Raw genomic sequence first — 23,810 nt, forward strand, 5'->3', positions numbered from 1 at the left:
TTACTGGGAATACCTAAAATGCCAAAGGCAAGTGACATTAAAAAGAATACCGCTGTTGAATATAATAACGGCGTATACATTATCCGTGATATCGAACGTTCAGTACCACAAGGCCGTGCTGGTGGTAGTATCTACCGTATGCGTATGTACGATGTAGTTACAGGTTCAAAAATTGACGAAGTATTCAAAGACAGTGACAATCTTAATCTTGCAGATCTTACACGTAACCAAGTTATGTTCTCATACTCTGATGGTGAAGAATATGTATTCATGGATACAGAAGACTACACACCTTACAGTCTAGATAAAGCAATAATCGCTGATGAGTTATTATTCATCACAGAAGACACACAAGGTCTTCAAGTTCTTATTGTTGATGGTAAGCCGGTATCGATTGAGCTACCTTCTGCTGTTGAAATGGTTATTGTAGAAACTGACCCATCAATTAAAGGTGCGTCGGCAAGTGCTCGTACTAAACCTGCGATCCTTTCTACTGGCCTTACGGTACAAGTACCTGAATACATCGCAAGCGGCGAAAAAATCAAGATTAATACGACTGATCACAAATTCATGAGTCGTGCAGATAAATAATAGCGTTGTCTATTAGATAAAGGCTCGTTATCTTAAGCAGATAACGAGCCTTTTTTGTCTTTAGCACTCTGGTATGATAATTGCCGAATTATCATTTGCTGCTACGCTCATAGGACTTAAGATAAACTTAAGCATTTCATGTAATCACGATTAGGAGTGAATGTTATGATGTGTAACCTTGCAATTATTTTATTACCTTTGGGTTTACTCATTGCTTGTGATAGTAGTGAAAAAGCCACTGAGCAAGAAGAACCGGATAAGAGTGCCATAGAGCAGAGCTATGATGATGCAAAGAGTACAGCTAAGGATGTGTTAGATACAACTAAAGCCGCTGCTGTAAGCGCTGTCGATGAGGCTAAAGAAATGGCTGATGATGTTAAGGATGCGTCTGTAGATGCTTGGGAAAGTACAAAACAAAGTACAGCTAATGCAATAGATACAGCGTCAGAAGCAACCAGTGATGCTTATAATAAAACGAAAGACAAAGCTAAGACTGCACTTGAGTCTGTGTCTGAAGCAGCATCTGACACGAGTGAGTCAGCTACAGAAGTAATGGATGATGTAAAAAAACAGACAGACGATAAAATCCAAGATTAAGCTGATAGCTTACTGAATTAATTATGTTTAAACATGATTTAGAAGGGGTGACCGAGTAATAGAGTCCACTCTTCTTTCATTATTTATCGGGGTTGTTGTTGGTCAAATAAAGTATCAAGTGCTGAAGTCTTTTCTGGTTGTTCATCTAATTTACTTTGAGATTCGATTTCAGCTAATTGATAGGTCGATTTATTTAATAGTTTAATCATGTTGTCTCGTTTATCTATTAAAAAATCATCTTTGAGATCGATAGCTTCGATTAATGTAATATTTTCATTTAACATTTTTACCGCAGTGCTATATTTTTCATGCTCAAAAAACGTAGTCGCTTTGATTAGGCAATTACTCAAACGCAGTTTTAATCGAATCTTTTCCAACTTAGATTCTTCAGTGACGCAATCTTCTAATGAGATGTTTCTTTTGTGTAGCTCGTGACGCAAAATTGCTTTGAGACGTGCAATATTTCGTGCTAAGTCAATTGTGGTTTGCTCATCAACAGGTTCAATAAATAGACCTGATGGAGATACTATTTTAGCTGTCGCAATATGCATTTTTTGTTGAGTAATATGATGTTTAATTTTATCGCTCAGTGGTTCGACGGTTAAAATGTTTTTGAGCGCGGCGATAATACGTTGGTGTAATAAGATCGTAAGTTTTGTGCTGAATGCAAGCGAGGTCGCGTACTTTAAAACCATTTCGGTTTCTTCTATAGACCGACGTTGTGCCGCTAAAACTTGGCGCTTTTTGGTTAATATTACTTTTCTTGCTTGTACAAAAATTGCAACGGCAATCATTGAAAATACAAAGAGTAGGATACCCATTTCCATGAACATTAAATTCAAACTTTCTATCCCTTATTAAATGCAGCGACTCGTCTATTACGTATGGTATTCTTCATGATATCTAAGTGCATAATAATACACGGGTTTATTAGTGCCTTCACTCTTATTTTCCTTATTATATCATTTAACCATTGTTGCATGTTGGTATCTACCTGAACTTTATTTGTATCTTTATTTTATCAATCGTAGCGTGGTCATTCTGGTTATAGTGATAGGGTATTAGATTCAATGACTTTACGTATATAAGGCCTATATTTATAGAGGCCTTATTCTTTATATGGTTTATTTCACTCGTACAATAAAGCGATTTATTCTAAAATTATATTTTTTAATATTATTATTGATATATTATGCTTAAAATGTATGCATTTAAGTAACATGATGTTTATGTTGCAGATCCTTATATTGTCAGCCATAGTAATCACTAACAAATAAGTATATTATCCCCAGCCAATTATCAGGCATAAAAATATGCGGTAAACAGGTGTATTGTGAAAGTTAGAATTGCTATTTATTTAGTTATTATTATTGGTGTTATCATTACTTATCAGGTTAATCGCTCTGAGATTAAGCAGTTAGATAAATTCCAACAATCATTTCAAATGGTAGAAGGGCGTTTAGGTGAGTTTTTCTATCAACTTCAAGCTATCCAATATGGTATGTCACAACTGAGCAGTTTGCGTAATCCATCAGCGGATGAGATTAACTTAAACTTTAAACGTACCGAAGATGACACTTGTCAAATATCAAAGCGTTTTAGTCATGACCAAATGTATGACTTTGAGACTAATTTTTTGGTGGTGAGTGATGGTTCTGGTTGTGAACCAAATACGGTATTACATAATAAGATCACAGAGACAATTAAGATTGCACCAATGATGACATTTATGGCTGGTCGTGCTGAAGATGTGATTAGTCTTTATTTTATCTCTATGGACAAATTTGTGATTACTTCACCAAAATATAATGCTTTAGTTATTAAGCCGAGTGAATTTGAAAGTAAATTATTTAAACGACCTTATATGCAAAAAGTATTAAGTGTGGGTGTTGAAAATCTTGCAAATAATATTTTTATTTCAGGTCCTTATGCAGATCTTAGTTTGAATAAAGACGTAATTACTTTTTCCATTGCAATCTTTATGGATAAAAAGTTTTACGGTGTGCTTAACATGGATATTCTATGGGAAGATTTGGTTGCAGGTATTGACTCAGATTTCAATATTATTAATGAACCGAATCCATTACTCGGTGATTCAATACTTAGTGATCCGCTTAGCTTTGATGGTATAGCGACTGACTTACGCTTAGTTATGCCCAATTCAATTAGCGATAAACTCACTTATTTAATTACAAATAGCCTTGTTGATATTGCATTTTATTTTATTGCGATTGTTCTTGCTGGTTGGGTATTATACACGCTGAAACTACGTCTTGTGTCGCAAAAGTTAGCAACTGAATCACACCATGATCCGTTAACGGGTCTATTAAATCGTCGTGGTTTTATGTCTGAGCTAAAAAGTGTTGAACGTCATCAATATTATTCTTTCATGAGCATCGATTTGGATAATTTTAAGCATGTTAACGATACTTATGGTCATCCTGTCGGCGATGAAGTTCTTATTCGGGTTACAACTACAATTCGGCATATGATCCGTGAAAAAGATATGTTTTTCCGTCTCGGTGGTGAAGAGTTTGGTTTGTTGATTGCTTATAACAAAGACAATAAACAAATTGATATTTTTGAACGTATCTGTGATGCGGTCGCTAACTTACCGCATTATAGCGAGGATATTGAATTTCACGTCACCATGTCTGGTGGTGCTATCACTACGTCTTCGATTGATCAAATTAAATCAATTAAAAGCATTATAAAGCAGTCGGATGAACTTTTGTATGCAGCTAAGGTCGCAGGTAAAAACCGTGTACTATATGGCGATTTTAACAGCCGTAATCCAATCGAATCCTAAGGTCGCTAAGTCTTCAATTTACGCTTCTAATTCAGCGCTGAAAAGTCGCAGTCGCCACTCCATAATGATTGAATTATTCGTGTACTCGATAACTAATTATGAAGTGAAATTATTAGCGTTCCCATTTTAATGATTATTAAAACCAAGCTGCTATAAATAGGTGTTAATGTTGTTTTAAAATTACATTTTATAGCATTTTTGTTACTTAAATAGAGCTTTGGTTTTTTACTGTGTTTGATTTGTGTTTCATTTACAGTGAATTATTGAAAATATGACGTTGTAAAATATTAACATGTCAGTAACCTTATGAAATAAGGTAAATAAGTAAGATCTATATAGTTTATAAATTATTTTAAATTGTATGAAAATGATCTTTACTTCCTAATGATTTAGGATTAAAGTCTCGCCGAAATATGCAGTAACCAGCAACTGGTGTACATATAGTCGCATAACCTACATTTAAACAACTTAACTTGAGGATACAAGGTGGGAACATTCGCCTGCACAAACCCACGAAGCAGTACTTTCGTACCTGTTGTTGGTTTGTCATTTTTTGCTATTGCATCTGGCTTTTTAATGAGCCTAATTCCGTTATCACTACCATCATTTGGTCTAAGTCTGACACTAACACCTTGGCTAGTAAGTATCTTTTATCTGGGACTACTAATTGGTTCATTACAGATAGAAAGAGTCGTCGCCAGAATAGGTCATCGCCTTGCGTTTATTTTATTTTTAAGTGTGTTGTTATTATCAATATTTTTAATGATCGCAGTGCCTACGGCCGCAACGTGGTTAGCGTCTCGTTTTATTGCAGGTATTGCTGTAGCTGGCGTATTTGTTGTTGTTGAATCTTGGCTATTAATGGCTGACACAGCAAAACAACGTGCAAAGCGTCTTGGTTTATATATGACATCTCTATACGGTGGTAACTCACTTGGTCAGTTAGGACTTGTACCAATCGGCGTCGAGGGGGTTTTTCCTTATAGCATGGTGATTGCTGTATTGTTGATTGCCATACTACCACCACTATTAATTAGAGTAGGACAACCTGATTGTACTGGCCATCAAAAGATCAAGTTAGCAGAACTAAAAACACTTAGCCGACCTGCAATTTTGGGTTGCTTAGTGTCGGGTATGTTAATGGCACCTGTTTATGGTTTGATGCCTTTGTATATTAAAGCGCAAACAGGTAGTGCTGAGCAGACGGGAATGTTGATGGCGATCATTATTTTAGGTGGCATGTTAGTACAACCATTAGTCAGCTATTTATCACCAAAAATGAGTAAGACATTGCTAATGTCTTTATTCTGCTTGCTTGGCGTGTTAGGGATTATCGGGATATTAACGACCCGTGATTCGGTGTTATTAAGTTCAAGCTATATGCTATTAGGTGCGAGTGTATTCTCGATATACCCGATTGCGATCTCGCTAGCGTGCGATAATTTAAGCATTAGTAAAATTGTTTCGGCAACAGAGATCATGCTATTAAGTTATAGCGTGGGTTCCGTTGTTGGCCCTGTTGCAGCACAAGGCTTTAAGCATTATAACAACGGCTTAGTTACATACCTTGGTGTTTGCATGTTAACGATGTGTATATACATGCTTATAAAAAGTGCGACATCAAAGCCAAGCGATCATTCTGCTATCTCGCAGTAGGATCACATTAGCCTAGTGAATACAATGTTGATACGGTTAAGCTTGCTGATGGTTTAATCGTATTTTGTTCGTTTTAATCATATTGTCGTTACAGTGTTCGTTTGTTTACATTTTAGCCCTTTATGATTATACAGTGTTAAGTGTTCATGCGATTTAAACACGTTTGATTACCAATAAAGTGTTAATTGTTGTTACAGGTATGCAATATAATTCCATCCATATATGATTTTATTCTGGTCAAACCAGCTCGATACTGCGTATTTTGTTAGTTTATATAACTCAACGTGTCTTATTTGAGCGTATTTGTGTGTTCGAACGCTCATTTTTATTCTTTGTTTGTTTTAATTATGTATTAAAAGTGTAAATTTAAAATCACACGAACATTGTGTACATAAACCCTACATAAAAATATAACAAAGGAATGAATCATGGCTAACAATAAACAGCATACTCTGATGGGCGAATGCCTAGCTGAGTTTATTGGCACTGGACTGTTAATCTTTTTTGGTGTCGGCTGTGTAGCTGCATTAGTATTAACAGGCGCTAGTTTTGGTCAATGGGAAATCAGTATTATTTGGGGTATGGGGGTAGCAGTTGCTATTTACTGTACGGCCGGTGTATCTGGTGCTCACATTAACCCTGCTGTGACGATTGCTTTAGCAGCTTTTCACGGATTTGATAAAAGCAAAGTATTACCTTATATTTTCGCTCAGTTATCAGGAGCTTTCTGTTCAGCTGCTTTAGTATACGGCTTATATAGCAACTTATTTACTGACTACGAAATCGCGAACGGTTTCCTACGTAACAGTGAAGCAGCGCTATCAACAGCGGGTATTTTCTCAACTTACCCACACCCATCATTAACATTCATTGGCGCATTTGCGGTTGAGTTTGTTATTACTGCAGTATTAATGTTCGCTATCTTAGCGTTAGGTGATGAGCATAACGGTGAACCACGCGGCGCAATGAACCCTGTTCTTATCGGTGTGTTAATTGCTGTCATTGGCGGTTCTTTAGGTCCACTAACTGGTTTTGCAATGAACCCTGCACGTGACTTTGGTCCAAAACTATTCGCTTATTTCGCGGGTTGGGATTATGCACTAACAGGCGCTAAAGATATTCCTTACTTCATCGTACCAATTTTAGGTCCAATTGTAGGTGCATGTTTTGGTGGTTGGTTGTATCCAAAAGTGATTGGTCAATATCTACCATCAGCAGGTCACGGTTGTACTATCCCAAACCAGTGTGATGATGAATCAGCTGAAGGTGTAGTTGCTAAAGTATAGTATGCAACTTTGAATAACACCCAAGCGATTTTGAATACGATATTATTTACAATGAATAAGTAAAATCAATATGTAACATCAGAGAATCGCTTGGGTATATAATTAAATTAATACTTTAATATATAGTTAAATAAGACCTAATTACTTTAAACACTAAGTATAAAGTACTCTACCAAATGAAATATAAAGGACTTCATAATGACTGAGAAAAAATACATTATTGCTTTAGACCAAGGAACAACTAGTTCTCGTGCCGTTATTCTTGACCACGATGCAAATATTGTCAGCGTTTCTCAACGTGAATTTACACAAATCTATCCGCAAGCCGGCTGGGTTGAACATGATCCACTTGAAATTTATGCAACTCAGAGCTCAGTGTTAGTTGAAACGTTAGCGAAAACAGGTATCAGCAGTGATGAAATCGCAGCTATCGGTATTACTAACCAACGTGAAACAACCATTGTTTGGAATAAAGAAACAGGCAAGCCAGTTTATAACGCAATTGTATGGCAGTGTCGTCGTACTGCAGATATGTGCGAGAAACTAAAAGAACAAAATGAAGGTTTTGAAGATTATGTTCGTGAAAACACTGGTCTGGTTGTTGACCCGTATTTTTCAGGTACAAAAATTAAATGGATCCTTGATAATGTAGAGGGTGCTCGTGAAGACGCTGAAGCAGGTAAACTACTGTTCGGTACGGTTGACACTTGGTTAGTTTGGAAAATGTCACAAGGGCGCGTTCATGTAACAGACCACACAAATGCATCACGTACAATGTTGTTTAACATCAATACACTACAGTGGGATGAGAAACTACTTAAGATTCTTGATATTCCACTATCAATGATGGCAGAAGTGAAATCTTCTTCAGAAGTGTATGGTCAAGTGAACATCGGTGGTAAGGGTGGTACGCGTATCCCTCTTGCTGGCATCGCGGGCGATCAGCAAGCTGCACTTTATGGTCAAATGTGCGTAGAGCAAGGTCAAGCTAAAAATACCTATGGTACTGGTTGTTTCTTATTAATGAACACTGGTAAAGAAAAAGTAACATCTAAGAATGGTCTATTAACTACGTTAGCATGTGGTCCACGCGGTGAAGTTGCATACGCACTCGAAGGTGCAGTATTCATGGGTGGCGCTTCTATCCAATGGCTACGTGACGAAATGAAGTTACTTTCAGATGCAAAAGATTCTGAATACTTTGCGACTAAAGTTGAGACTTCAAATGGTGTTTACGTTGTTCCTGCGTTTACTGGTTTAGGTGCTCCGTACTGGGATGCATACGCACGCGGTACGATTGTTGGTCTAACTCGTGGTGTGGGTGCTAACCACATTATCCGTGCAACACTAGAAAGTATCGCGTATCAAACACGTGACGTACTGGATGCGATGCAAGCTGATTCAGGTATTAAGCTAGCTGAACTACGTGTAGATGGTGGCGCTGTAGCAAATAACTTCCTAATGCAATTCCAAGCTGATGTACTAGATACAACGGTATTACGCCCTGCAGTAACGGAAGTTACAGCATTAGGTGCTGCATACCTTGCTGGTCTTGCTGTTGGTTTCTGGGATGGCCTTGACGAACTTTCTGACAAAGCTGTTATCGAAAAATCATTTGAAGCACATGATGATGAAGTAAAACGTCAACGTCGTTACCGTGGTTGGAAACGTGCTGTTAAAGCTGCGCAATCATGGTCTGAAGGTCATGACGAAGAAGATGATTTACTGTAATCGTTTTTAAGTTTGATTGCCAATAGGCTGTCACTTTAAATTGAAAGAGTGCCATTAAGTTATATAGTGGCGCTCTTTTTTTGTGTGATTTTAATGTGTTTTATTGCTATTTAGTCTATTTTCGTCATCAAATTGACATGTTGTTAATAATAAATAGCTATTCGAACATTCATTTAGACACAAGTTTAAATGAAGATGTTCGAAGTGTGAAAATAAATGCTCGAATTCGAAAGTAAGTGGTGATTTTAATATAAAAGTGTTTTATATTAGTTATAGATGTTCGGTAGCGGTCGTTCGCTCAGACAAGAATGTATTAAAGTGAGTTAAGTATGAATAATGGAAACCAGAAAGTAATGACCAATGAAGTGCTAGATCTGCTCGTTGTTGGCGGTGGTATTAATGGTGCCGGTATTGCTGCAGATGCTGCAGGCCGAGGCTTAACTGTTGGTTTATATGAAGCAGCCGATTTTGCTTCAGCAACCTCATCTGCAAGCTCTAAATTAATTCATGGTGGTTTGCGTTACCTTGAGCATTACGAATTTCGTTTAGTATCTGAAGCATTAGCAGAACGTGAAGTATTACTTAAGAAAGCGCCACACATTGTTAAACCAATGCGTTTCCGTTTACCACATCGTCCTTTCTTACGTCCTGCAATACTGATTCGTGCAGGCTTATTCTTGTACGATAACTTGGGTAAACGTACGACGTTACCAGGCAGTAAACAAGTAAATTTAGCGAAATCTGGTTTGCTTAAAAAAGAAATTACCAAAGGTTTTGAATATTCAGATTGCTGGGTTGATGATGCGCGTTTAGTTATTCTAAATGCAATGGCAGCACAACGTAATGGCGCTGAAGTTGAAAACTATTGCCGTGTAGAAAAAGCCGTTCGTAAAGATGGTTTATGGCAAGTCACTATTCTAAACGAGCAAACAAATGTTCGTTTCGAGCGTACAGCGCGTGCATTAGTGAATGCAGCTGGCCCTTGGGTTAAGCAATTCTTCGATGACAGTATGGAAGAAACATCACCACGAAACATTCGTTTGGTGAAAGGTTCACACATTGTTGTGCCACGCATTCATGATGAAGAACAAGCTTACATTCTACAAAATAAAGATAACCGTATCGTATTTGCTATTCCTTACATGGAAGACTTCTCAATTATCGGTACAACAGATGTTGAGTATGTTGGTGACCCACGTAAAGTTGCGATCTCTGACGAAGAGGTTGATTACCTGATTGATGTTGTAAATGAACATTTTGTTAAACAACTTGCACCAAGTGATGTTGTTTGGACTTATAGTGGCGTGCGTCCATTATGTGATGATGAATCGTCATCACCACAAGCGATCACACGTGATTATACACTGGAAATTGAGCAAGAAGGCACACAAGCGCCATTGCTATCTATCTTCGGTGGCAAGTTAACGACTTATCGTAAGCTTGCAGAGTCTGCGATGAATCTAATTTCACCGTACTTTGACAAGTTAGGTGATTCATGGACTGCTGATACAGCGCTACCAGGTGGTGACTTTAACTATCCGCGTACGCAGCTAGTTGAAAATATCTGTTCACAGTATCTATGGTTAAACCCTGAAACAGCTAAGCGTTATGTTAATCAGTTTGGTACAGATTCTTGGGATTTATTTAAAGATTGCAAATCTGAAGCTGATTTCGGTATTCACTTTGGCCAAGGTGTTTATAGCCGCGAAATTGATTACTTGATTGAAACTGAATTTGCTAAGAAAGCGGAAGATGTATTATGGCGTCGTACTAAGCTTGGTTTGTACTTAAGTAAAGAACAACAAGCTGCTGTCACTGACTACATTAATGCACAAGTAGTAAAGCTTAATCCGGTAAAGCTAGATAAAGTTGGTTAATTGCGTAACTCACTACGCTGATTGAACAACTTACATTAAAGCGCTACTAATCATTGATTAGTAGCGCTTTTCTATATCTACTATTTAAGATAATGGTGATGAGTATTCTTTGCATTACATGCCAGAGTAATTGGGGCCGCTACCGCCTTCCGGTGGTGTCCATGTTATGTTCTGTGAGGGGTCCTTAATATCACATGCCTTACAGTGAATGCAATTTTCAGCATTAATCTGGAATTTCACTTCTTTGTCGATAGTTACTATTTCATAGACGGCCGTTGGGCAATAACGTTGTGCGGGTTCTGCAAAGCGGGGCAGATTAGAGCACATAGGGATACTGGGGTCGGTGAGTTTAAGGTGGCAAGGTTGGTCTGCATCATATTGTATATTGGCTAAAAAGACTGAGCTTAACCGATCAAACGTTAATTTGTTGTCTGGTTTGGGATAAATTATGTCTGTGGCGGACCTCACTTTTTGTAATTGGCTGTGATCTGCTTTTGAATCGTGCAGCGTAAAAGGTAAGCTTTTATGTAGTATGTTCTGTTCAAACCATGTAATACCTAACATGGCATTACATCTGTGGGTGATGGGGGCAAAATTGCGAGATTGATATAATTCTTGGTATACCCAAGATGTTTCGTATAATAAGGTGAAATTATCAAGACTTTCCTTATTTAATACGATTGCTGAAAATACGGTTTCGGCACCAACCATTCCTGTTTTCATTGCAGTGTGCGTACCTTTTAATTTTGCCGCATTCAGTGTACCTGCATCGCAACCAAGTAATAATCCGCCGGGGAACACCATTTTAGGCAGAGAATTATAGCCGCCTTTGGTAATCGTTCTTGCTCCGTATGCAAGGCGCTTTCCTCCTTTAAGGTAACGACTAAATGCGGGGTGTAGTTTGAGTCGTTGAAATTCGTCGAAAGGACTGAGATTGGGATTTTGATAATTCAAGTCGGTGATCAAACCAACATAAACCTGATCTTTTCCTAGGTGATATAAGAATGCTCCGCCAGTGGCGCCGTGCTCTGCTAATGGCCAGCCGATACTGTGCATCACGAACCCCGGATGATGAAGGGCTGGATCGATTTGCCACAGTTCTTTAATACCCAGTCCGTAATGTTGTGGGTCTACGTCTTTATCTAACTTATATTTTTCGATCAATTGTTTACCTAGGTGACCACGCGAGCCTTCTGTGAGCAAGGTATATTTACCAATCAATTCTATACCCTGCATGAAGTTGTCTTTTTCTTTCCCGTGTTTATCACACCCCATATTACCAGTGATAACACCTTTGACGCTGCCATCCTCATTAAATGTTAAATTATTGGCAGCAAAACCCGTAAAGACTTCAACACCGAGATCTTGTGCTTGTTGTGCTAACCAAATACACAATTCACCAAGACTGATGATATAGTTATGTTTGTTGTCTAAGCTTGATGGGACTAACATACTGGGAACACGACGGGCAGTGGTCGCATTTTTAAGCAGCCAGGTTTCATCTCGTTTTACGGCATTGATCACGGGGGAGCTTAAGTCTCGCCAATCGGGGAAAAGCTCGTCTAATGCGCGGGATTCAAAAACAGTACCGGCAAGGGTATGACCACCAATATCAGCAGCTTTTTCGAGTACACAAACGCTCAGTTTGGTGCCAGATTCTAGCGCTAGTTGGCGCAAGCGACAGGCCGCGGATAATCCAGCTGGACCTGCACCGACAATGACAACATCAAACTCCATTGATTCATGTTTCACGCTTGGCATCCTTATTCAATGACTTATATTAAGTATTGTGTATGTTTGAATAAGCGCCAATCATATTGCAATTAGCGATTAACTAGTTGAATTTGACTGGTAAGTTAAATTATTTTAGTGAAAATTAATGTGCAATCAAAAATAATGGTTACAATAACGTTAATTACTTTCAACCAATATACTCAGTTTAATTTGAGGTTTTATTATGTTTAAAAAATCCCCTTTGGCAATACTATTAACGATGGCGTCTTTCAATACTTTTGCCGCTGAATGTGGTTCAGTGACAATAGCGGATATGAACTTAGGCAGTGCAACGTTAGTGGCCAATATTGATGCTTTCATTTTAACAAATGGTTATGGCTGTGATGTTGAAATTGTACCTGGTAACGCGACGATAACAGCGACGTCGATGATTGAAAAAAACACCCCTGATATCGCGCCCGAATTTTGGACTAACCAGATAAGGACAACATTGGAAAAAGGCGGGGAGGAAGGTCGTATTGTTGTTGCGGGGGATTTACTTTCTGATGGTGCCGTTTCTGGTTTCTGGGTGCCTGCGTATATGGTAGAGAAAGATCCGTCTTTAGCTACGTTAGCTGGTATTAAGGCCAATGCTAAATTATTTAAACACCCAGAAGATCCAAGTCGCTCTGCTTTTATGGCGTGTCCTGCAGGCTGGACTTGCCAGATATCAACCACCAACTTATTCAACGCGATGGGCCTTTCTGACTACGGTTTTGACTTGGTGGATCCTGGTTCCGGTGCTGGATTAGCTGGTTCAATGGTAAAAGCGTACGAAAATAAAGAAGCATGGTTTGGCTATTATTGGTCGCCAACCGCGCTTATGGATAAGTATGAGATGGTACGTGTTGATTTCGGTACTGGTTTTAATCGTGATGAATTTGAAAACTGTACCATCATCGAAGACTGTGAAAACCCGAAAGTGACGGATTATCCTGCCGCACCTGTACAGAGCATTGTCACAACTAGTTTTTCTAAAAGAGAACCAGCGGTTATGCAGTATCTTTCCAAACGTTCATTTACTAATAGCGAAATGAATCAACAGCTTGCTTGGGTAGAAGAAGAGCAAGCCGATGGTGATTATGCCGCAGAACACTTCTTATTGAATAATAAGGCAATGTGGAGTCAATGGGTAACAAGTGATGCAGTTAAAAAAATTAATGCAGCGTTAGCTGATTTATAGCCAATAAATAGCGTTTAGAACGTGTGATAGATACATAATTTAAGGAAGCTGAAATGCTTCCTTTTTAATATCTTCGATATTGAAATCAGTACCCTATTCTAGTTGCTAACTATAGCTGAATAATTAGAGTTGGGTTAAAGTGAAGCAAAATCACGGACTAATATTAACTCGCAATTTTGCTTGATTATCACAAATTAAACTTATTCGATCTTGGCCTTCAGCGCAACAGGGAGGCCTGCTCCGCGTTCACCATCACGAGCCTGGACGAATACTGCACTAGACCATGGCGGAACTTCAAATTGACCATTAGTAAAGCTAGCGTTACTGGCTATAGAGTTAGTTTGGTTATGCGTGGTACTCAGTTTAAATCCTATAAGATCGACAGCATGATTACTGTTATCGAGGAAATTACCAATTGTTTGTTCTTGAGGTGTCGCATTAATTATAATAACAATAGAGTCAAGTTTGCTGTCTAAATCCGTTGTTTGTGTTAGGCCATTATCGATGCTCATTACAATTACTCCCGGAATTTGACCTTCTCCTACGTTACGGAAATCAACTCGACTTATAATTTCATCTGCATTCGGTAGCGTCATCAGTGGTGATGCTTTACGAAGTCGAAGCAGCTCTTTGTAGAATTCAAACATCTGCTCTAGGTTTGCGGGACTTGGTTGTGCGTTTGCTGTTTGTATCTTTTCGATTAAGTCATAGTTGGCGGCGTCTTTATCTTTTGCTGGAAGACCTTTATTCCAGTTGTTGTCATTAAGGGTAAAGTCAACACGATTATACCAGTCCCCATAATCGTAGGAATCACGTTGCATAGATTTAGAACGCAGCAGTTCACCACCCATATGGTTAAATGGCATAGCTTGACCAAGTAACACGGTAGAAATGCCGATCGCCTGCATGCGAACGCGATCGTCTAGTGAGACATCGTGTGATATTTTGTACATATTAATGTCCGAAAGCGTCTGGTTATCATGCTTAGAGACATAGTTTTGAGTTTCCCAAGGTTGTTCTGCATAGCCAGCTGCCTGACCATTATAGTCTAACGTTGAACCTTTCTGAGTGTTGCCTTTATAGTCAACAAATTCGAAATTTTTGAGGTTACCGGCCATACCTAAACGAGTGAGATCTATTTGATGCAGTGCACGTGTTAATTCATTTGATACCCCATCATTATTAACATTGGCTGCAATGTCGACTAGCTCATTCGGCATCACATAGGCGCCCGTAGCAAAGCCTTGTGTTTTACGTATACTTTCTCCGGTATCAAATGGACTACCTCCACGTACGGCATCACGCAGTCGATCAGAGAAAGAACCAATACCCGTACCACCTAAGTGTTTTTGGGTCGCTTGAACAAAACGCTTGTCGTCTTGAACTTCACCAAAGTTCCAACCTTCACCATAGAAGTATACGTCTGGATTAACTTGACGGGCAGCCTTAAGTGTTTTCTGCATTTGAGAAAGCGGGTGGTGGCCCATTAAATCCCAACGGAATCCATCAATCTTGTATTCTTTTACCCAGGTTCGAATTGAATCATCGATAAGTTTGGCAAACATTGCATTTTCTGGTGCTGTGTTATCGCAACATGTTGACGTTTCTATCGCGCCAGTATCAGGAACTAAGCGTTGGTAATAAATCGGAACAACTTTGTCTAGTACCGACTTGTCATTCAGGCCTGATGCATTAGTGTGGTTATAAACAACATCCACAATCACATTCATACCTATATCTTCTTTGATTGATTTAACCATTTTTCGGAATTCTAGGATCCGCTTGGAACCTTCGGACTCTGTTGCATACGAACCTTCTGGTACTGTGTAGTGGAGCGGATCATAGCCCCAGTTGTAGCTATCGACGCTACGTACGTATTCATTGAGCTCTTGAACTTTTGCATTGTTTTTGCTGTCGACTTCAGCAAGTTCTGCGAAGGCATCTGCAATAGAGCCATCACTTGTGCAATAGTTTGAAAACTCAGACTGTTTTATCGTTGGATTTAGCTCACAAAGCTTACTAAATGCTTGGTCGATATTTGCTACTTTTTTCGGGTCTTCGTTAATAGTCGCAATATCGAATACTGGCATTAAGTGCAAGTGGGTCATGCCTGCTTTACTCAGTTGCTTAAGGTGAACGACTGGCACGGATTCTTGCTCAGTAAAGGCAAGGTACTTGCCTTTATTCTGTGTACTTTCATCGCGCGCTGAGAAATCACGGACGTGTGATTCATAGATCACAATGTCAGAAAGGTCGCTTTCCTTTTGGGAGTGAGGGGAGGCTAAGTTATCCCAGCCGTTTGGTTTTAACTTGTCGGAATTTAAGTTAATTACCTGACTGTAGATGGAGTTAGTTGAAAGGCTAACTGAATACGGGTCAGTAACTTCATAGCCGTATCCTTTTTGTTCACGAGGTTGGAATACCTTCATTGCATAACGATAGAATTTCCCATCTACTGCGTTACTTTCAAGTTCAACACTCCAGCTACCTGATGTTTTGTCTTCAATCATTGCAATACGTTGAGCTTCTGATTTATTACTATTGTAGATAACCAGCTCGATGCTGCTGGCGGTTGGAGCCCAAAGCCGGAAAGTTACGTCGTTATTATTATAGATTGGACCATATTGCAGTTCCGTGGCTTCTTGGGCAAATAATGCATCCAATGCGCCCGCGTACTGGATACCAGTGGTGGACCGAAACTTACCATTACTGGTTGACGCAATTGCGACCATACTGCCTTTCACTAATGAAGAAAGTGCTATATCTGCTGGAAGAGTGGGTAAAGAAAATGCTGGGTAGTCTGCAAGATGAGGGTATTTGGTTTTTTGCTCTATCGTTAGACTTGTAGAATTCAATATAATTGAAGCACCAGAAACTACCTTCTTAGACTTTCCATCTTTAATGATTTCTTTAACTTTATATTTACCATCATGGTTGAACATAATTTGGACCATGTCAGCATTCGCACCACCTTTCCATACAAGAGTTTTATCGTCTAGCATGATCGCGCTTAAGGTATCGATTGAGAATTCAGATGATGGTCCGGCTAATTTAAAAGCTTGTGCGCGAGTATCGTATTGAGTAGTACTACCTGGAATAAAAGTGACTGAGCGATTATCCCCCATACTTGCAATATCTATTTTGATATTTGAGTCAATAAGCTTATCTTTATTTCCATTACGGAAGATAACATTGAAGCAACCAGATTCTGTATTTGTGACAGGAAGATACCAAATAGGGCCAAACTCATCATTATCGTCTGGGATAACGGAGGTATCGTTCCAATCTTTATTTCTGGCTGTATCAATTAACCCTTCACAACCCCCATCTGGGCTTTTATCTGTTCCCCAGAGATGAAGGGTCATGTTCTCGTGGGGTGTATAATCACCCATGGCATCGTAAATTTGCAATGCAACCATGCCTTCTTGAGGTGCATCAAACGCCCTTGGCTTGATGGTTTCAGGCATGGTGACATCTGTTCCAGCCTGCGGAAGCCCTTTAGCCGTTAGTAGTCCATCTCGACGGGACCCTTCAACTTTTTTAGTGCTATTGTCTGCAACAAAAAATTCTTTTCCTAAATCAGCTTCACTAATAGCTACTTTAACTTGTGTTATCTGGTTTCCATCTTTTGCTTCTAGCGTGCTACATGAATTGAGTACATTTTTATTAAGTAGCCAAACAGGGCCAAATTCATCAGTGCTAGTTGTAGATATGGGTTTTATATTCTTGCAGTTTAGTGTCCAATTAGCGTATGTGGGCGAACTTGACTGTAGTAAGACGTTCGGAGCATCACCGATCATATAGCTAATCACAAATTGTTCTTTAGATGGTAACTGTGCGTCATCCGGTAGGGTGATTGTCGGTCGAAGTTCAATTGGAACTGGTTGTGAAATACTCGGTTCTATTAATTCATCTGGGATCGTGGGAGTGACAGGTTTTGAAGGTGTAGATGAATTGTTATTACACCCTACGGTAATAGCTGCAGAGCATAGCGGTATAATTATTTTCGCAAGTGCTGAATATTTAAATTGTGTCGTATTTTTTTTCACTGTCTCAATCCCTCGGTTATTTATAAAGTTGGCTAAGAGTTCAGAAATAATTAATTATTTCTGTGATGATAAGTAAATGGGTGGCAATAACATCAACCTTTTTAATTAGGTAAAGGGGGGGGGGGTAAAGGGGGGAGATAATATTAAATTTGAAATAAATCACACTTATTAGGCTGAGTCTGTAATTAAAGAACAAAAAGTATGGATGAAGGTTTAACCACGTCACTTTTTGTAGGCAAGTATGACAACAAAATGTAATTTATTAGTTATTTACTCTGTAGTTGGGAGTTAAGGAAAAAGCTCAAATTTGTGATTGCCAGTCAGTTTCACATGATAAAACACTTAAATTTCAAATTTTACCGTTTAGTTGATGGTCGAATTGCTTATATCACCATAAATAAATGCGTGTTAAGAATCAAAATTAAGCTTGGCTATGAATAAATTCTAAATAGATAATTAGACCTATACAAAATGAGGTGGAGATCCAATATGCAGAGGAAAGGATTTTTTTATAAAAAGAGTTAGATTTATATTGTTTAAACCAATAACAACACGAGTCAATTATTATGAAACGAAACTTACGATTTGTATCAAACTCAATAATAAAAATTTTGTTAGGTGCTACTTTTCTGCTTGGAGCGCAAAGCAATGTTTACGCTGACACTATTCTTCATGCTTTTAATTGGAAATATAGTGACATCACTAGTCAGGCCCAGAATATTGCAAAAGCAGGTTATAAAAAAGTCTTAGTATCTCCACCATTAAAATCTTCAGGGAAAGAGTGGTGGGCACGTTACCAGCCTCAAGATATTCGCTTAATTGACTCACCTTTAGGTAATAAAGAAGATTTACAGACGTTAATTTCAGCGCTTAAAAAGGAAGGTGTAGACGTATACGCAGACATAGTTTTAAATCATATGGCTAATGAGAGTTGGAAAAGAAGTGATCTAAACTATCCCGGTAGAGAGTTGTTAAATCAGTATAGTAAAAACAGTGAGTATATAAACAAGCAAAAGCTTTTTGGAGATCTAAGTAAAGGGATATTTTCTAGTTTTGACTTTCATCCTGCAGGCTGTATATCTGATTATGGCGATCCTGGAAATGTACAATACTGGAGATTGTGTGGTAACGATAAAGATACAGGGCTACCAGATCTAGATCCAAGTGATTATGTCATTAAGCAACAGCGTCAATATCTTCAATCTTTAAAAAGTATGGGAATAAAAGGCTTTAGGATTGATGCCGTTAAGCATATGAGTGATTATCAAGTTAACCAAATATTTACGTCTGATATAACGTCGGGAATGCATGTTTTTGGTGAAGTAATTACAACAGGTGGTAAGGGTGATTCTCAGTATCATACATTTCTTGAACCATATTTGAATAACACGAATCATGGTGCATATGATTTTCCTTTATTTGCTTCTATAAGGTCTGCATTCTCTTATGATGGAAGCATGTCTTTACTTCATGACCCACAAGAATATGGCCAAGCATTGCCTGGTGATAGAGCCATCACCTTTACTATTACGCATGATATTCCGACGAATGATGGTTTTCGTTATCAAATAATGACTCCTATTAATGAAAAATTAGCTTATGCCTATATTTTAGGTAAGGATGGTGGATCTCCTTTAATTTATAGTGACGCTCTTTCTGATGATGAAGATAAAGATAATCGTCGATGGGAGGATGTTTGGAATCGTGATTATATGGTTAAAATGATTAGCTTTCATAATGATATGAAAGGGAAACAGATGGACACTTTATATAGTGATAAGTGCATGCTCATTTTTAAGCGTGATAAAAGTGGATTAGTCGCTATAAATAAATGTTCTGAAGAGCGTTCTTATACTATTGATACATATAAGACGGAGCTTAATTGGTATGTGCCGTATAAGGATAGGTTAAGTAGTCATCGCGAAACTATTACATCTCGTTATCATAAATTATCTGTGCCAGGGCAGACTACCAGAATGCTTGCTCTTTAATTTGAAATTTCAGTGTTTGTAAAAAGGCTCCAAAAGGGAGGCTTTAAAATTTAGAGGGGGTAATATAGAAAATTAAATCAATTTCTTGCCGATAATCGGCAAGACGTGACGAACGATGTTTTATATTTCTTTTAGTTTAACCTGCGCAGCAGTATTGGCTCAATAATAGCCACCTTCCTCAAATTGAAATAGAGTCGTGAGACAATAATATTTAACTATCATTTAGCTGCTCGTTTGGCTTCAAGAATAACAGCTGAATACTCGTTTTTAACACTTTAAGGTAGAGGAACGCTCGTGAATAAGGATATTTTTAACGTAACAGATGCAAGCTTTGCACAGGACGTATTAGAATCGAATGTGCCTGTCGTTGTTGAGTTTACGGCTGATTGGTGCGTCCCTTGTAAAGCAATGGGCCTTACTCTTAACGAAGTGGTCGGAGAGTATGAAGGACAGATCAAGGTCGTCAAATTAGATATCACAGATAACGTGTCGACTCAGAACAAATTTGATGTTCGCGGTGTACCAACATTAATGGTTTTTAAGAACGGTAAAGTGAAAGCAACCAGTGTTGGCGCAATGTCTAAAATGAAAATATTTTCATTTATCGATGGTGCTATCTAGCTTAAAGTTAAGGGGTCAGTTTTAGTACTGACCCCTCTAAATAACATCTTAACTGGTTACGTTTTCAACCAGACCTTGTAGGCTATCTCCTTCAACACGATAAATATTTGTCGTGTAGTAATCCTGACTATATTCAATATTTAACGAAAAATATAAGCTTTGTTTAAGGTTACATTTTATCGCCTTTTCTATTTCGCCACTTAACTTCTGCGTAAACGCTTTATCTCGATGAGGTTTAGCTAATAACGATATCGTAACGAGTATATGAGAGTATTTATACTGAGAACAAGGATAAGCTCTTGATTTGCATACGCCAGCATTCATGTCATTATCATTAATGACTTTCTCGACAGAATCAAAGATTTTATTCGTATCTATATCTAAATTATCAGAATATTTAATTTCTACGTGAGGCATATGAATATACTCCTTGCGAATGATTTTTATGCACTATTTTTGCTCCAAACGGCTAATTTATTACCACTTGGTTCTGTAAAGTGAAAGCGACGACCACCAGGAAATGAAAATATAGCTTGTGTTATTTTGCCACCCGCTAATTCAATATTCTCTTGTGTTTTTTTAAGGTCAGAACTAAGTAAAACAAGTAGAGCTGAACCGTTACTGGTTGTTGATACTAAATCAGATTTGTAAAAACCGCCATCAATACCTTGATCTGTAAATGCGATATAATCTGGGCCGAAATCCTCAAGTGACCAACCAAAAGCTTTCTGAAAGAATAATTTTGTAGCTGGAATATCTTTAGCTGGAAACTCTACATAGTTTAATTTTTCATGCTGAGTCATCAATAACATTCTCCTCGGTGCCGTCGTCTGTTCGCTACGATTTGTTATACAGAATATCGTATAACGTGAATTTTATTTAAATTATCATAAAGGGTATCAAATTTATCATTAATTACAGATGGATAATGAGAGTCTACACGCCTAAGTTGACAATCGAACGAAAAAGATAAACCTTATTATATCTGTATATAATACTGGATTAGCGCTTTAAGGTAGCTAAAAATGCTGCAAAACACACGGCGGTGCAAGCAAATGTTTACGGTTGGGGATTATTTATTTTATAAATACCTTTGACTTTTATTTTATATTCTATAAAGTGCGCAGTCAGCAAGAAAGCCTTTTGTTTACATTCTCCATTTCGTTGTTTTATTCATAATACCTCGCTCTGCAGTTTTTAAGTTCCAGATTTTTGTACGCTATTCAAGCCTATTAAGGCAATTCAACATTAAGATTACAGGATATTATTATGTCTAAAGTTCAAGGTACGGTTAAGTGGTTTAACGAAGCTAAAGGTTTTGGTTTCATCGAGCAAGAAAATGGCCCAGATTTATTCGCTCACTTTAGCGCTATCGCTAGCGAAGGTTTCAAAACTTTAGCTGAAGGCCAAAAAGTTGAATTCACTATCGGCGAAGGTCAAAAAGGCCCGAACGCTGAAAACATCGTAGCACTTTAATTTGCTATGTAGTCAGTTCTAATACTGAGCTGAACAAATATTAAAGAATGGCGAACCTTAATTGGTTCGCCATTTTTTTTGCCTATCACATACCGTTGTGCCTTATACTGATATCGTCATGGTCATCTATTTAATCTGATAGAGGTTTTTTTTAGAGGACGACTAAGCGTTAAAACGGGATTTGAGTAATAGTTAAGGAGGTAGTGTGTGTTAAATATGATGAGTTCTATTCATCCTGTAAAATTATGGATAGGTGCAGTATTCAGTTACTTTATTGTCATGGCAATATTCGATTTTGACTTTAGTGTTAACTATCTTATTGGTCTGTCGAGTTGCGTTTTATTTATTGTGGTTACCGGCCATTTTCGTGAAGCGTTTATCGATGATCCAGTGTCGTATATTACCTTCGATAGCTCTCACATGATAATGGGTCAAGCAACATGGCCTATATCCGCGATTAACCAAATAGCACTCGATGCGGTTAAAGACGAGGGCTATTTTTCGTTACCGCTTAATCAATATTCACCTGGTGTTACAGCTGGGTTTATTTTTCCTGCCACTAAAATTGACGATTTAAGAGCGCACCTCAAGGCCAACTTGTCGGATAACCTTGTGTTTATTAAGTAAAGTAGTCCGTTGCTATTATGGAAAAAGTACTTTTTTCCTTTATTTTATCGTTGCAGTAGACTTTATCCATCACAACTCACTTACACTTCCTATACTAAGAATAATGCAGTCACAGATTATTAAGCATAGCCGGAATAGGCTTGTAATATAAGGATGTATTATGTTCAGCCCAAGAGAAGTAAAGACCGTTGCCGATGCAAAATATATTATCGAACAGCGAGGTTTAAGCCATGTCAAAGTGGGTCTGTTTGATGCAGATGGCGTCATGCGCGGTAAATATATGAGCAAAGAGAAATTCTTCTCGTCGCTCGATAATGGTTTTTCTTTTTGTGATGTGATTTTAGGCTGGGATTCAAAAGATCAGCTTTACGATAATGTTGAATTTACGGGCTGGCATACTGGCTATCCTGATGCACCCGTGCGTATCTTACCCGAGACTTGTCGTAACCTACCTGCCGAAGGCGATATGTTGTTATTCATTGCCGAGTTCAGCGAGCATGCCGAAGCGGTTTGTCCCCGAGGCACGCTACGTCGAGTATTAGATCGTGCCGACCGTATGGGCTTTGATGTCATTGCTGCATTCGAATATGAATTCTTCATGTTTAAAGAGACGCCTGAATCAGTGCGAGAAAAAGGCTATAAAAATCTAACGCCACTTACCCCCGATTGCTTTGGCTATTCCATGATCCGTAATTCGGTACATGCAGATCTACATCATCAAATCATGGCGTTAGGTGAAGAGATGGACTTCCCATTAGAGAGTCTGCATACCGAAACAGGTCCCGGTGTATTAGAAGCGGCTATCGCTTATGATGGCGCACAGGATGCTGCAGATAAAGCGGCCTTATTCAAAACCTTTATTAAAGTCTGGGCACAGCGTAATAATCTGATGGCTACCTTTATGGCTAAATGGTCAAGCGATTGGCCGGGGCAAAGTGGTCACATCCATATTTCGTTAAAAGACAAAAATGGTAAGGCGGTGTTCCACAACCCCTGTAATGCGTACAACATAAGTGATACTCAACGTCAGTTCCTTGCTGGTCAACAAAAATACATGCCTGAGTTCTTGTCGATGATCGCCCCTACGGTAAACAGTTATAGTCGTATGGTCCCGGGGTTATGGGCACCGCTCGATGCCACTTGGGGCGTAGAAAATCGCACCACCGCACTGCGGATTATTCCGGGAACAGCAAAGTCTCAGCGTATTGAGTATCGTCTAGGCTCTGCAGATGCCAACCCTTATCTTGCGCTAGCTGTTGCATTAGCATCTGGTCTTATGGGCATAGAACAGAAACTAGAACCTTATGCACAAGTAAAAGGGAATGCGTACGAACAAGACCATCCTGAAGCGCTATCGCTACCACGAACCCTGTTTGATGCTGCGCGTAAATTAAAACGTTCCGAAGCGGCCAAAGAACTATTCGGCCAAGCGTTTGTACAGCATTATGCTGCTACCCGCGAGTGGGAAGAACGTGAATTTAGAACACAGGTGACTGATTGGGAACTAGAACGTTATTTTGAAATTATCTAGGGAGAACTCGGA

The 23,810-nt window shown here is 38.6% G+C and carries 18 protein-coding genes; 13 read left to right on the forward strand and 5 right to left on the reverse strand.

All coding sequences use genetic code 11. The features are described 5' to 3' along the window. The first annotated feature begins 18 nt into the window (after window positions 1-18). Together efpL and BT797_RS06555 are read left to right on the forward strand one after the other, a co-directional pair. Window positions 19-591: an elongation factor P-like protein EfpL gene (gene efpL, locus BT797_RS06550; protein WP_075471386.1), complete on the forward strand. Its 573-nt coding sequence runs from the start codon at window positions 19-21 to the stop codon at window positions 589-591. A 165-nt stretch (window positions 592-756) separates the two neighbouring features. Further along, window positions 757-1,188, forward strand: coding sequence for a hypothetical protein (locus BT797_RS06555; RefSeq protein WP_045109994.1), 432 nt, complete (start codon window positions 757-759; stop codon window positions 1,186-1,188). A gap of 83 nt (window positions 1,189-1,271) precedes the next feature. Here BT797_RS06555 and BT797_RS06560 read toward each other — a convergent pair whose 3' ends face one another. Beyond that, window positions 1,272-2,021, reverse strand: a complete 750-nt coding sequence (locus BT797_RS06560; protein WP_045109995.1) for a hypothetical protein — start codon at window positions 2,019-2,021, stop codon at window positions 1,272-1,274. A 500-nt stretch (window positions 2,022-2,521) separates the two neighbouring features. Here BT797_RS06560 and BT797_RS06565 point away from each other — a divergent pair, with 500 nt between their 5' ends. The 5 genes from BT797_RS06565 (at window position 2,522) to glpD (ending at window position 10,547) form a co-directional block, all read left to right on the forward strand. Continuing rightward, complete coding sequence (locus BT797_RS06565) at window positions 2,522-3,997, forward strand: sensor domain-containing diguanylate cyclase (protein WP_045109996.1); 1,476 nt, start codon at window positions 2,522-2,524, stop codon at window positions 3,995-3,997. Between the two features lie 486 nt (window positions 3,998-4,483). Next, the gene (locus tag BT797_RS06570) at window positions 4,484-5,653 is read left to right on the forward strand and encodes an MFS transporter (RefSeq protein WP_045109997.1); all 1,170 of its coding nucleotides are present in this window, start codon (window positions 4,484-4,486) and stop codon (window positions 5,651-5,653) included. Between the two features lie 428 nt (window positions 5,654-6,081). Then, window positions 6,082-6,939 (forward strand): MIP/aquaporin family protein, encoded by an 858-nt coding sequence (locus BT797_RS06575; RefSeq protein ID WP_075471387.1) that lies wholly within the window; start codon window positions 6,082-6,084, stop codon window positions 6,937-6,939. Window positions 6,940-7,137: 198 nt separating this feature from the next. Next, on the forward strand, window positions 7,138-8,670 hold the full coding sequence (glpK, locus tag BT797_RS06580) for a glycerol kinase GlpK (RefSeq protein ID WP_045109999.1): 1,533 nt from the start codon (window positions 7,138-7,140) through the stop codon (window positions 8,668-8,670). 329 nt (window positions 8,671-8,999) lie between these two features. Next, complete coding sequence (glpD, locus tag BT797_RS06585; protein ID WP_045110000.1) at window positions 9,000-10,547, forward strand: glycerol-3-phosphate dehydrogenase; 1,548 nt, start codon at window positions 9,000-9,002, stop codon at window positions 10,545-10,547. Window positions 10,548-10,661: 114 nt separating this feature from the next. Here the strand turns inward: glpD and BT797_RS06590 are convergent, their stop codons facing one another. Further along, the gene (locus BT797_RS06590) at window positions 10,662-12,299 is read right to left on the reverse strand and encodes an electron transfer flavoprotein-ubiquinone oxidoreductase (RefSeq protein ID WP_045110001.1); all 1,638 of its coding nucleotides are present in this window, start codon (window positions 12,297-12,299) and stop codon (window positions 10,662-10,664) included. 205 nt (window positions 12,300-12,504) lie between these two features. On the opposite strand from BT797_RS06590, the gene BT797_RS06595 reads away from it, so the two are divergent. Beyond that, window positions 12,505-13,503: an ABC transporter substrate-binding protein gene (locus BT797_RS06595; RefSeq protein WP_045110002.1), complete on the forward strand. Its 999-nt coding sequence runs from the start codon at window positions 12,505-12,507 to the stop codon at window positions 13,501-13,503. A 200-nt stretch (window positions 13,504-13,703) separates the two neighbouring features. On the opposite strand, the gene pulA is transcribed toward BT797_RS06595, so the two are convergent. Beyond that, a complete protein-coding gene (gene pulA / locus BT797_RS06600; protein ID WP_075471388.1) occupies window positions 13,704-17,552 on the reverse strand; it encodes a pullulanase-type alpha-1,6-glucosidase in 3,849 nt (1,282 codons plus the stop codon). Between the two features lie 566 nt (window positions 17,553-18,118). Between pulA and BT797_RS06605 the strand changes: the two genes are divergently transcribed. Further along, window positions 18,119-19,543, forward strand: coding sequence for an alpha-amylase family protein (locus BT797_RS06605; RefSeq protein WP_082276020.1), 1,425 nt, complete (start codon window positions 18,119-18,121; stop codon window positions 19,541-19,543). A gap of 294 nt (window positions 19,544-19,837) precedes the next feature. After that, entirely contained in the window at window positions 19,838-20,164 is a 327-nt protein-coding gene (locus BT797_RS06610) for a thioredoxin family protein (protein WP_045110004.1), read from the forward strand. Window positions 20,165-20,212: 48 nt separating this feature from the next. On the opposite strand, the gene BT797_RS06615 is transcribed toward BT797_RS06610, so the two are convergent. Beyond that, window positions 20,213-20,581, reverse strand: coding sequence for a tautomerase family protein (locus BT797_RS06615; protein ID WP_045110005.1), 369 nt, complete (start codon window positions 20,579-20,581; stop codon window positions 20,213-20,215). A gap of 26 nt (window positions 20,582-20,607) precedes the next feature. Next, window positions 20,608-20,967: a VOC family protein gene (locus BT797_RS06620; protein ID WP_045110006.1), complete on the reverse strand. Its 360-nt coding sequence runs from the start codon at window positions 20,965-20,967 to the stop codon at window positions 20,608-20,610. Window positions 20,968-21,433: 466 nt separating this feature from the next. On the opposite strand from BT797_RS06620, the gene BT797_RS06625 reads away from it, so the two are divergent. From BT797_RS06625 to BT797_RS06635, 3 genes are all read left to right on the forward strand, one after another. Beyond that, window positions 21,434-21,640 carry a cold-shock protein gene (locus tag BT797_RS06625; RefSeq protein WP_045110007.1) on the forward strand — a complete coding sequence of 69 codons (207 nt, stop codon included), beginning with the start codon at window positions 21,434-21,436 and terminating at the stop codon, window positions 21,638-21,640. Between the two features lie 207 nt (window positions 21,641-21,847). Further along, complete coding sequence (locus tag BT797_RS06630; protein WP_075471389.1) at window positions 21,848-22,267, forward strand: hypothetical protein; 420 nt, start codon at window positions 21,848-21,850, stop codon at window positions 22,265-22,267. 160 nt (window positions 22,268-22,427) lie between these two features. After that, entirely contained in the window at window positions 22,428-23,798 is a 1,371-nt protein-coding gene (locus BT797_RS06635) for a glutamine synthetase family protein (RefSeq protein ID WP_075471390.1), read from the forward strand. The last annotated feature ends 12 nt before the right edge of the window (window positions 23,799-23,810 follow it).

The organism is Moritella viscosa, assembly GCF_900120065.1.
Classification (GTDB): Bacteria; Pseudomonadota; Gammaproteobacteria; order Enterobacterales; family Moritellaceae; genus Moritella; species Moritella viscosa.